This window comes from Alphaproteobacteria bacterium (assembly GCA_030740435.1).
Classification (GTDB): Bacteria; Pseudomonadota; Alphaproteobacteria; order UBA2966; family UBA2966.
Genome location: JASLXG010000170.1, coordinates 1 through 11,296, shown reverse-complemented (window position 1 = coordinate 11,296; position 11,296 = coordinate 1). Strand labels below are relative to the sequence as shown.

7 protein-coding genes, 1 tRNA gene and 1 pseudogene are annotated in these 11,296 nt (G+C 65.9%); 5 read left to right on the top strand and 4 right to left on the bottom strand.

The window, feature by feature from the left end:
- The first annotated feature begins 154 nt into the window (after positions 1-154).
- Positions 155-349: pseudogene (locus QGG75_16945) on the top strand (integrase core domain-containing protein).
- 247 nt (positions 350-596) lie between these two features.
- Here the strand turns inward: QGG75_16945 and QGG75_16940 are convergent.
- The 4 genes from QGG75_16940 to QGG75_16925 form a co-directional block, all read right to left on the bottom strand.
- Positions 597-673 (bottom strand) — tRNA-Ile (locus tag QGG75_16940).
- Between the two features lie 34 nt (positions 674-707).
- Positions 708-2,786 (bottom strand): RNA polymerase sigma factor RpoD, encoded by a 2,079-nt coding sequence (rpoD, locus tag QGG75_16935; protein MDP6068918.1) that lies wholly within the window; start codon positions 2,784-2,786, stop codon positions 708-710.
- Positions 2,787-2,834: 48 nt separating this feature from the next.
- Positions 2,835-4,712, bottom strand: coding sequence for a DNA primase (gene dnaG, locus QGG75_16930; protein MDP6068917.1), 1,878 nt, complete (start codon positions 4,710-4,712; stop codon positions 2,835-2,837).
- An 81-nt stretch (positions 4,713-4,793) separates the two neighbouring features.
- Positions 4,794-5,249, bottom strand: a complete 456-nt coding sequence (locus QGG75_16925; protein ID MDP6068916.1) for a GatB/YqeY domain-containing protein — start codon at positions 5,247-5,249, stop codon at positions 4,794-4,796.
- Between the two features lie 286 nt (positions 5,250-5,535).
- On the opposite strand from QGG75_16925, the gene carA reads away from it, so the two are divergent.
- The 4 genes from carA to greA all read left to right on the top strand — a co-directional run bounded on the left by carA (position 5,536) and on the right by greA (position 11,044).
- Positions 5,536-6,717 (top strand): glutamine-hydrolyzing carbamoyl-phosphate synthase small subunit, encoded by a 1,182-nt coding sequence (carA, locus tag QGG75_16920; GenBank protein MDP6068915.1) that lies wholly within the window; start codon positions 5,536-5,538, stop codon positions 6,715-6,717.
- Positions 6,717-7,142: a GxxExxY protein gene (locus QGG75_16915; GenBank protein MDP6068914.1), complete on the top strand. Its 426-nt coding sequence runs from the start codon at positions 6,717-6,719 to the stop codon at positions 7,140-7,142. Before carA ends, QGG75_16915 begins: the two co-directional genes overlap by 1 nt.
- 75 nt (positions 7,143-7,217) lie before the next feature.
- Entirely contained in the window at positions 7,218-10,505 is a 3,288-nt protein-coding gene (carB, locus tag QGG75_16910; protein MDP6068913.1) for a carbamoyl-phosphate synthase large subunit, read from the top strand.
- 65 nt (positions 10,506-10,570) lie between these two features.
- A complete protein-coding gene (gene greA / locus QGG75_16905; GenBank protein ID MDP6068912.1) occupies positions 10,571-11,044 on the top strand; it encodes a transcription elongation factor GreA in 474 nt (157 codons plus the stop codon).
- Positions 11,045-11,296: the final 252 nt, after the last annotated feature.

Here is an 11,296-nt window from a genome sequence, read left to right as displayed (position 1 = left end):
GCCATCATCGAAAGGAGAGAGAAGATCAAAAAACGGACCGTTCAAAAACGCCGCTTGAACCATCAACGACAAGCGGCTTAACATCAAACCAAGATGAGCCAGATCCTCCGGTAAAAAATAGGCTCAACAGTCCCGAATGTTTTGATGACGGACATACAGTCTGTACGAGGCCCAAGTTCTGATCGAGGCTTGGCGGCGGCACTACAACACCGTCAGGCCGCACAGCGCCCTCGGCTACAGGCCACCGGCGCCGGAGACTATTCTGCACCACTGGCCCGTTCCGGCCTTCGCTGTTGATGGGCTGCGGCCGAACCGGGCCTCAGAACGGATGGCAAACAGACTAACATAGGATATGGTACAAACCTTGGGGGCAGGTCAGACCCACCTGCGCTCTGGATCGTCAGTAACAACGGCTTTCTCCGTATCGACCGTTACGACCCAATCACGATAGATGATCGCCGATATTTCGTGCAGTGCACCGTCGCTCTGCGCAAGCGCTCGCAAGTCCTCAAAAATCTCAGCCGACGCTCGCGGCGATGGCCGTTTGGACATGGCCTCGTGTTCCAGTGTAAAGCCCCAGCTATGCCAAAAAAAACTGGTGGGCCCGGCAGGACTCGAACCTGCAACCAGACCGTTATGAGCGGCCTGCTCTAACCAGTTGAGCTACGGGCCCCCCGCCCCGCTCCTAAAATGCGCCCGTGGCGCCCTCAGGTGTCGAGGAAGCTGCGCAGCTTGCGCGAGCGGCTGGGGTGCTTGAGTTTTCTCAGCGCCTTGGCCTCGATCTGGCGTATGCGTTCGCGGGTGACCGAGAACTGTTGGCCCACCTCCTCGAGGGTGTGGTCGGTGTTCATGCCGATGCCGAAGCGCATGCGCAGCACGCGTTCCTCCCTGGGGGTGAGGCTGGCCAGCACCCTCGTCGTGGTCTCGCGCAGGTTCGAGTGGATCGAGGCATCGAGCGGCAGGATGGCGTTCCTGTCCTCGATGAAGTCGCCGAGGTGGCTGTCCTCTTCGTCGCCGATGGGGGTTTCCAGGCTGATCGGCTCCTTGGCGATCTTCAGCACCTTGCGCACCTTTTCCAGCGGCATGCTGAGCTTTTCGGCCAGCTCCTCCGGCGTCGGCTCGCGGCCGATCTCGTGCAGCATCTGGCGCGAGGTGCGCACCAGCTTGTTGATGGTCTCGATCATGTGCACCGGGATGCGGATGGTGCGGGCCTGGTCGGCGATCGAGCGCGTGATGGCCTGGCGGATCCACCAGGTGGCGTAGGTCGAGAACTTGTAGCCCCGGCGGTACTCGAACTTGTCGACCGCCTTCATCAGGCCGATGTTGCCTTCCTGGATCAGATCCAGGAACTGCAGGCCGCGGTTGGTGTATTTCTTGGCGATCGAGATGACCAGGCGCAGGTTGGCCTCGACCATCTCCTTCTTGGCCTGGCTGGCCCGGCGCTCGCCCTTCTGCACCACGGAGACGATGCGCTTGAATTCTTGTACGTCGAGGCCCACGTCGGTGGCGATCTCGATGACCTCGTCGCGCAGCTCGCGGATATCGCTGCCGTCCTTCTTGGCGAACTCGGCCCAGCCCTTTTCCTTGAGCCGGCGCACGCGGCGCAGCCACTGCGGCTCGAGCTCGCGGCCCACCCAGTGCTTGACGAAGCTTTCGCGCGGCACCCGGTGCTTCTCGGCCAGGCGCAAGAGCCGCCCCTCCAGCCCCACCAGTTCGCGGTTGAGGTCGTAGACCTCGTTCACCAGCTGGTCGATGCGGGCGTTGTTGAGGCGCACGTCACCCATCAGCTCGACCAGTTCGCGGCGCAGCTTGTTGAAACGCCGCTCCTGCGAGGTCGAGAGCGCGTCGCCGCCCATCATGCCCTTGAGCCTGAGATCCTGCAGGCGGTGCAGCTTCTTGTAGGTGCTGGCGATCTTTTCGAAAGCCTCCAGCACCTCGGGCCGCAGCGCCTCCTCCATGGCGGCCAGCGAGGGCGCACCCTCGTCGCCGTCATTGTCGTCGTCGTCGGTGCTGGCATCGCCCCCCGGCCGGCCTTGGCCGTTGGACTTGTCGGCCCCGGCAGTGCCGGCAGTGGCGGCGGTGCCGGTGGCGCCGGTGGCGCCGGCGTCGTCGTTGGCGGCCTGGGGATTGTCCTCCTGGGCCGGCGCCTGACCCGGCCGACCCGGGTGACCCGGCTGGCCCGGATGGCCGGCCGGCGCCGTGTTGTTCTCCGGGCTGCCGCCATAGGTGGCGTCGAGGTCGATGACGTCGCGCAGCAGCACCCGCCCCTGGACCAAGTCGTCGAGCCACATGACGATGGCGCGCATGGTCAGCGGACTCTCGCAGATGCCGCCGATCATGGCCTCGCGGCCGGCTTCGATGCGCTTGGCGATGGCAATTTCGCCCTGGCGCGACAAGAGCTCGATCGAGCCCATCTCGCGCAGATACATGCGCACGGGATCGTCGGTGCGCTCGTATTCCGGGGCCTCGGCGGCGGCGGCGGTGGTGGCGGGCGGCGTGGCCTCGTCCTTGGTGGCGGCCTCGGGGTTGGCCTCCTCGCCCTCTTCGTTCTCGATGACGTTGACGCCCATTTCCGAGAGCATGGACATGGTGTCCTCGATCTGCTCGCTGGAGACCTGGTCCTGGGGCAGCACCGAGTTGATCTCGTCATAGGTGATGTAGCCGCGCTCCTTGGCCTTGGCCACCATCTTCTTGATGGCCTGGCTGGAGGCGTCAATGAGCGGGCCGTCGGGGGTCTCTTCCCGGGTTTCCTCGGCCTCAGCCGTCGTTGCCGTTTTGCTCGCCATCGTTCCTCCTATTAACTCTCCGCGCCGCCGCCGCCGCCGCCGCCGCGCTCAGGCGGCGTCGCCGGGCAGGGCCGGATGCCTGGGTTCAGCCTCCAGCCCGGCGGCGCTGTGTTCTTGCCTCTTGGTCGCCAGCAGGCGTCCCTCGCTTTCGGGTCCCGGATCGGCGGCAAAAGCCGCGGCCTGGGCCAACGCGTCAGCCGCCATGCCAACCGCCCGATGTTGCAGCGCCAGGGTTTGCCGCCAACCCTCCTCGGCCTCGTCGAGCGGGGCATCTTGGCGCAAAAACGGCGCTACCGAACAAAGGTCCGGCGCGCATAGCCGATCAGTTATCGCCGCCAAGCCCCGTATGCTGAGATGGTGCCTCAGGCTCTTGCTGTCAAGATCGGGCTCACGGCCTGCGATTTCTAGGATTTCCCGGCGCACTTTGTCAAGCTCCGGGTGGCCGATTTCGAGCTGCACGAAATCCTCGTCCAAGCGGCCAAAGAGGCCGGGATGGACCACCAGGGTGGCCACCAGCACGCGTTCGCGCCGTTCGCTGGAGCCGGCATCGTCACCGCCCAGGTCGTAGCGCTGCGGCAGCGGCCGTTCGGCCGTCCCCCGGCGGGGGCGGTCCTGGCGCTTGCTCTTGCGCCCGAGGCGGCTCCGGCCGCCGCCGCGTTGGGGCCTGAGCTTCTCGACCTTGGCCGCCACGAAGTCGCCATAGTAGCCGCGCACGGTGGCGTCCTCGACCCGGTCGACCAGGGCGTAGGCGTCCTTGCGCAGCGCCGCCTGGCGTTCCGGCGTATCGAGGCTGCGGCCGGCCACCAGATGCTGCCACAAGACCTCGGCCAGCGGCACCGGCTCGGCCGCCAGGCGCTCGATGGCCTGGGCGCCTTGGCCGCGCACCAGGCTGTCGGGATCCTCGCCTTCGGGCAGGAAGGCAAAGCCCAGCGAATAGCCCGGGCGCAACAAAGGTAGCGCGCGATCGGCCGCGCGCTGGGCCGCCGCCCGGCCCGCCGCGTCGCCATCCAGGCAAAGCACAGGCTCCGCCGCCAGGCGCCAGAGCAGGCCGAGCTGGTCCTCGCCCAAGGCCGTGCCCAAGGGCGCCACGGTGTGGCCCAGGCCGGCCTGGCAAAGCGCGATGACGTCCATGTAGCCCTCGGTCACCAGCACGCTGCCCCGTTCGCGCGCCGGCTGGCGGGCGCCGGCCAGGTTGTAGAGCACCCGGCCCTTGGAGAAGAGCGGCGTTTCCGGCGAATTGAGGTACTTGGCGCGCTGCTCGCCCAGCGCCCGGCCGCCGAAGGCGATGGTGCGGCCCCGACGGTCGCCGATGGGAAAGATGATGCGGTTGCGAAAGACGTCATAGCTCGAGCCGCCGTCGTCGGGTTGCTTGAGCAGGCCGGCCATGACCGCCAGGTCTTCCGCAAAGCCTCGCGATTGCAGCGCTTGCTTCAATTCCTCGCGGCTGTCGGGCGCGAAGCCCAGGCGAAAGCGCGCCATGGTTTCGTCGCCGAGGCCGCGATCGCGGAGATATTGCAGGGCACTTTGGCCGGCCAACGAATTGAGCTTGTTTTCGAACCACCCCGCGGCCGCCTCCAGCACATCGTAAAGCGTCGCCGCCTGGCGCTCGCGTTCGGCCGCCTCCGGGCTGGCCGTTGGCATCTCGAGGCCGGCCTCGGCGGCCAAGCGCTCGACCGCCTCGGGAAAGCTCAGGCCTTCGGTGCGCATGACGAAATCGAAGACCGAGCCATGGGCGCCGCAGCCGAAACAGTGGAAGAACCCCTTGTCCTCGCTGACCGTGAAGGACGGTGTCTTTTCGTTGTGGAAGGGGCAGAGCCCGCCGTGCTCGCGGCCCTGGCGGCGCAGCTTGACGCGCCGGCCGATGAGGTCGACCAGTGGCACCCGGGCTCGCACCTCATCGAGAAAATGATCGGAGAATTGTACCATTTAACCCCCGGGACCGCTTGCGCCCCAACAGCCGCTCCGCAAACCCGCCCGTGGCGGCGCCCGAAAACCTGCCCGTGGCAGCTAGCTCAGCAACTCCTTTACCGCGGCCGAGGCCTTGGCGAAATCCATGCGGCCGGTGTAGCGCGATTTGAGCTCGCCCATCACCCGGCCCATGTCCTTGAGGCCGCCGGCCTCGAGCTCGGCCACCACCTGGCGGCAGGCCTCGCCGACCTCGCCCTCGTCGAGCTGGGCCGGCAGGAAGTCCTGGATGACGGCGATCTCCTCGGCCTCCTTGTCGGCCAAGTCCTTGCGTCCGCCCTGCTTGAACTGCTCGATCGAATCGCGGCGCTGGCGGATCATGGTCTGCAGCATGCCGAGGATATCGCTCTCGCTGATGCCGTCGCCGTTGTCGCCGCTGCGGGCGGCGATATCGCGATCCTTGAGCGCGGCCAGGATCAGCCGCAAGGTCGAAACCCGGCGCTTGTCCTGAGCTTTCATAGCGGCTTTGAGCGCGTCGTTCAGGTGCTGACGCAGCATGAACCCTCGTCAAGAGGTGGTCGGCGGGGCACGATACTAGCCGAAGGCGATCCCGGTGGCAAATCGAAAAATTTTGCTAACATATTGAATTATAAGAAAAATTCTTAACTGACGAAGCTTGACGGCGGCACGCTATTTGCTTATGTTCGCGCCCGGCTCGACTGTTCCGCCGGCCCCCTCGGGTAGCGCCTAGTGCTGCCAGAGGTTTACCCCTGCGGCACAAAGGCCCGTCCAGGGGCCGGCTTGAGCGTCCGAGCCCGTAACCGAACGAGCACTTACCCCGCCGATGGCCGAGCCCACCTCCTCCGCCGCAACCCGCCAGCCCGGGAATGCGGTGTTGTTGCTCGACGACGGCAGCGCGCATTGGGGCAGTGGTTTGGGAGCCCCCGGCCGGGCCGTCGGCGAGGTCTGCTTCAACACTTCGATGACCGGCTACCAGGAGATCCTCACCGATCCCTCCTATGCCGGCCAGATCATCACCTTCACCTTCCCCCACATCGGCAACGTCGGCACCAACCCCGAAGACCTGGAAAGCCTGAGGCCGGCGGTGCGCGGCGTGGTGCTGCGGACAAGCATCACCGAGCCCGCCAATTTTCGCGCGCTGGAGCATCTCGATACCTGGCTGAAAAGCCACGAGCTGGTGGGCATCTCGGGCCTCGATACGCGGCGTTTGACACGCCGCATCCGCGACGGCGGCGCGCCCAACGGCGTGATTTGCCATGCCGCCGCCGCCAGGGGCGGTATTGAGTTGGCTGATTTGTTGGCTGAGGCGCAAGCCTGGCCCGGCCTCGAGGGCATGGACCTGGCGAAAGAGGTGTCAACCACCCAGAGCTACACCTGGGAGACCACGCGCTGGGCGCTCGGCGCCGGTTTTGGCACGCTCTCGAAGCCGCGCTTCCACGTCGTGGCGGTCGATTTCGGGGCCAAGCACAACATTCTGCGCTGCCTGGCGGCAGCCGGCTGCCGCGTCACCGTGGTGCCGGCCAGCGCCAGCGCCGAGGACATCCTCGGGCATTCCCCCGACGGCGTTTTTCTTTCCAACGGCCCCGGCGATCCGGCCGCCACGGGAATCTACGCCGTGCCGATGATTCAGGCGCTGCTGCAATCCGGCCTGCCACTCTTCGGCATTTGCCTGGGCCACCAGATGCTGGCCCTGGCGCTCGGCGCCAAAACCAAAAAGATGCACATGGGGCATCGCGGCGCCAACCACCCGGTACAGGACCTGGCGACGCAAAAGGTCGAGATCACCAGCCAGAACCACGGCTTCGTGGTCGACGGCGAAACGCTGCCGGCCGGCGTCACGGCGAGCCATGTTTCGCTCTTCGACGGCACCCTGGAAGGCCTGACGGTCGAGGGCAAACCCGTCTTCTCGGTGCAATACCATCCCGAAGCTAGCCCCGGCCCCCAGGACAGCCACTATCTGTTCGAGAGGTTTGTCGGGATGATGGAGACTAACGATCTCAAGTGATTGACCACAGAGGCACAGAGGCACAGAGAAAGACCGCCCGCAGCGACCGGGATGATCGCCGTGATCCGCTAACGCAGCGGGTAATCGGGCTCGCGATCGAGATTCACCGCGCCCTGGGGCCGGGCCTTCTCGAATCGGTATATGAAGAATGCCTCGCCTTCGAATTCAAGGAGAACGGGGTTCCTTACCGACGCCAAGTATCGCAGCCGATCACCTACAAATCAGTCACCCTCGGCGGCGCCTATCGGATGGATTTCGTCGTCGACGAGGCTTTGGTCGTGGGGCTGAAAACGGTGGAACGATTGTCTCCTGTGCACGACGCCCAACTCCTGAGCTACATGAAATTGAGCGGGCTGCGAACGGGCCTTTTGCTGAACTTCCATTGCGCCGTCCTCAAAGACGGAATCAAACGATTGGTGCTCTGATGCCCGGCCTCGCCTCCTCTTCTTCTCTGTGCCTCTGTGCCTCTGTGGTTCACCCACTTGGCGGCGGGAAAACGTATGCCTAAACGCACCGACATATCCTCGATCCTGATAATCGGCGCCGGGCCCATCGTCATCGGCCAGGCTTGCGAGTTCGATTATTCCGGAACCCAGGCCTGCCAGACGCTGAAGGCCGAGGGCTATCGCATCGCGCTGGTGAATTCCAACCCGGCCACCATCATGACCGACCCGGACGTGGCCCATGCCACCTACGTCGAGCCCATCACGCCCGACATACTCGAACGCGTTATCGAGCGTGAGAAGCCCGATGCGCTGCTGCCCACCATGGGCGGCCAGACGGCACTGAACATGGCCGTCGAGCTGGCCGACCGGGGCGTGCTGGAAGCCCATGGCGTGCAGATGATAGGTGCCGACCGCGAGGCCATCCGCAAGGCCGAGGATCGCGAGCTGTTTCGCCAGGCCATGAGCAACATCGGCCTCGAGTGTCCGCAGAGCGCCATCGCCCACAACCTGATTGAGGCCCGCGCCGCCCTCGACCAGGTCGGCTTGCCGGCCATCATTCGGCCCTCGTTCACCTTGGGCGGCACCGGCTCGGGCATCGCCTACAACCGCGAGGAATACGAGCGCGTGGTGGCCGCCGGCCTCGACGCCTCGCCCATCGACGAGGTGCTGATCGAAGAGAGCGTACTGGGCTGGAAGGAATACGAGATGGAGGTGGTGCGCGATAGGCGCGACAACTGCATCATCGTCTGCTCGATCGAGAACGTCGACCCCATGGGTGTGCACACCGGCGATTCGGTGACCGTGGCGCCGGCGCTGACGCTGACCGACAAGGAATACCAGATCATGCGCAACGCCTCGATCGCGGTGTTGCGCGAGATCGGCGTCGAGACCGGCGGCTCCAACGTGCAGTTCGCCGTCGATCCGGCAAACGGCCGGCTGGTGGTAATCGAGATGAACCCGCGGGTTTCGCGCTCGTCCGCCTTGGCCTCCAAGGCCACCGGCTTCCCCATCGCCAAGGTGGCGGCCCGGCTGGCCGTGGGCTACACGCTGGACGAGCTCTCGAACGACATCACCGGCGTCACGCCGGCCTCGTTCGAGCCCACCATCGATTACGTGGTGACCAAGGTGCCGCGCTTTACCTTCGAGAAGTTCCCCGGCACCGAGGCGCTGCTCAATACCTCGATGAAGTCGGTCGGCGAGGCCATGTCGATCGGCCGCAGCTTTGCCGAATCGCTGCAAAAGGCCATGCGCTCGATGGAGACCGGCCTCAGCGGCCTGGACGAAATCACCATCTCGGGAAGCGCTGACGGCGGCGACCGCGATGCCGTGCGGGCCGCCCTGGCCGAGCCCCGGCCCGACCGCCTGCTGGTTATCGCCCAGGCCGTCAGGCTGGGATTCTCTGACGCCGACATCCAGGCCGCCTGCCGCTACGACCCCTGGTTCATCGCCCAGATCCGCGCCATCGTCGAGGCCGAGCAGCGGCTGGCGGCGGCGGGTCTGCCGGACGACGCCGCCGGCCTGCTGGCGCTGAAAGAGATGGGATTTTCAGACGCCCGCCTGGCCAGCCTGACCGGCAGCGACGAAGCCCGTGTGGCGGCCCGGAGGGTTGCCTTGGACGTACGCCCGGTGTTCAAGCGCGTCGACACCTGCGCCGCCGAGTTCGAGGCCCGTACGCCCTACATGTATTCGGCCTACGAAAGCGCACCCGGCGCCGCGGGTGCCGCGGGCGCCGAGTGCGAGGCCCAGCCCAGCGACCGCCGCAAGGTCATCGTGCTCGGCGGCGGCCCCAACCGCATCGGCCAGGGCATCGAATTCGACTATTGCTGCGTCCATGCCGCCTATGCCATCGCCGAGGCCGGCTTCGAGACCATCATGGTCAACTGCAACCCCGAAACCGTGTCGACCGACTACGACACCTCGGACCGGCTCTACTTCGAGCCCCTGACGGCCGAGGACGTGCTCGAGATCGTGCGCGCCGAAAGCGTCGCCGGCGAGCTCTGCGGCGTCATCGTGCAGTTCGGCGGCCAGACGCCGCTCAAGTTGGCGGCGGCGCTGGAAGCCGCCGGGGTGCCCATCCTGGGCACCTCGCCCGACGCCATCGACCTGGCCGAGGACCGCGAACGTTTCCAGCAGTTGCTGGCTGGGCTGGATCTCCGCCAGCCACCCAACGGCATCGCCTCAAGCCTATTCGAGGCCCGGGCGGCGGCCGACGAGATCGGCTATCCGGTGCTCATCCGGCCCTCTTACGTGCTCGGCGGCCGGGCCATGGAGATCGTCTACGACAGCGCCTCGCTGGACCGCTACATGGCCGAGGCAGTGCGGGTCTCGGGGCAGTCGCCCGTGCTGGTCGACAAATATCTGAGCGACGCCATCGAGGTCGACGTCGACGCCCTGGCCGACGGCTGCGACGTCTTCATCGCCGGCATCATGGAACACATCGAAGAGGCCGGCGTGCATTCCGGCGATTCGGCCTGCGCCCTGCCGCCCCACACCCTGGAGGCCCGGGTGGTCGAGGACATCCGCCAGCAGACCGTGGCCCTGGCCCGGGGGCTGGAGGTGGTGGGGCTGATGAACGTGCAATTCGCGGTCAAGGACGGCACCGTCTTCATCCTTGAGGTCAACCCCCGGGCCAGCCGCACCGTGCCCTTCGTGGCCAAGGCCACGGGCCGGCCCATCGCCAAGATCGCGGCCCGGCTGATGGTCGGCGAAAAGCTTGCCGATTTCGGCCTCGGCCAGGAGGCCGGCCAGGTCGCGGCCGGCAGCGCCGAGGGCCACGTGGCGGTCAAGGAGGCGGTCTTCCCCTTCGCCCGCTTCCCCGGCGTCGACATCATCCTGGGCCCCGAAATGAAATCGACCGGCGAGGTCATGGGCCTCGACAAGGGCTTCGACCGGGCCTTCGCCAAGGCGCAAATCGCCGGCGGCACCCATCTGCCCGAAAGCGGCTGCGTCTTCGTCTCGGTCAAGGACGGCGACAAGGCCGATGCCGTGGAGATCGCCGGCCGGCTCAGCCAACTCGGCTTCACCATCCTGGCCACCCGCGGCACGGCCCGGATGCTGCGCCGCCATGGCCTCGAGTGCGAGGCCATCAACAAAGTGCTCGAGGGCCGGCCGCATATCGTCGATGCCATCAAGAACGGCGACGTCGATCTGGTCTTCAACACCACCGAAGGCGCCCAGGCGGTGGCCGACAGCTTCTCGCTGAGGCGCGCCGCGCTGACCCACCACATTCCCTACTTCACCACCGAGGCCGGAATGCGTGCCGCCACCCAGGCCATTGCCACGTTGCAATCGGGCGGCCTTGAAGTCGCCCCATTGCAGTCCTATCCTGTGCTTTCGATTTGATGGTCGCCGCGGGGGGACCGGCCCATATGCCGGTTTTTCCCGGGCCTAATGCGGAAGTGCTTTCAATGGAAAAGGTCCCCATGACTTCGGGAGGATTCAACAGCCTCCAGGAAGAATTGCGCCGCCTCAAGACCGTCGAGCGGCCGGCCATCATCAAGGCCCTCGAGGTGGCGCGCGAGCACGGCGACATCTCCGAGAACGCCGAGTTTCACGCCGCCAAGGAGCGCCAGAGCTTCGTCGAGACGCGGGTCATGGGGATCGAGGACAAGATGCGCCGGGCCGAGGTCATCGACGTCAGCAAGCTTTCCGGCAACGGCGTCAAATTCGGCGCCACCGTGCGCATCGCCGACGAGGACACGGATCAAGAAGTGACCTACCAGATCGTCGGCGCCGACGAGGCCGACATCAAGGCCGGCCGCCTCTCCATCACCTCGCCGCTGGCCCGCGCCCTGATCGGCAAGGACCAAGGCGAATCCATCGAGGTAACGACGCCGGGCGGCTCCAAGGGCTACGAGATCATCGACGTGAAGTACGTTTAGTGGAGTCTAAAGGTCGCTCACGGCAGCGAGTCGCGGTCGCTCCCGTTGCACCAAAACCAAGCAGCAAAAACCACACTTGATATCGGTAGTGCTAAGCCGCCCCCCGAATGGGGCTAAGGGATGCACACATCGAGTAGTTGACGTTCCGGTCATGCCCGGCACCGGCTGGGCTGTGGAAAAGCCTTGTAGATTGACCACAGAGGCACAGAGGCACAGAGATTTGCCAAGAGGCCAATGGCGTCGGTCGCCTGG

Coding starts and splice junctions, on each gene's coding strand:
- greA (MDP6068912.1), top strand. CDS start 10,571: ATGGAAAAGGTCCCCATGACTTCGGGAGGATTCAACAGCCTCCAGGAA.
- carB (MDP6068913.1), top strand. CDS start 7,218: ATGCCTAAACGCACCGACATATCCTCGATCCTGATAATCGGCGCCGGG.
- dnaG (MDP6068917.1), bottom strand. CDS start 4,712: ATGGTACAATTCTCCGATCATTTTCTCGATGAGGTGCGAGCCCGGGTG.
- carA (MDP6068915.1), top strand. CDS start 5,536: ATGGCCGAGCCCACCTCCTCCGCCGCAACCCGCCAGCCCGGGAATGCG.
- rpoD (MDP6068918.1), bottom strand. CDS start 2,786: ATGGCGAGCAAAACGGCAACGACGGCTGAGGCCGAGGAAACCCGGGAA.
- QGG75_16925 (MDP6068916.1), bottom strand. CDS start 5,249: ATGCTGCGTCAGCACCTGAACGACGCGCTCAAAGCCGCTATGAAAGCT.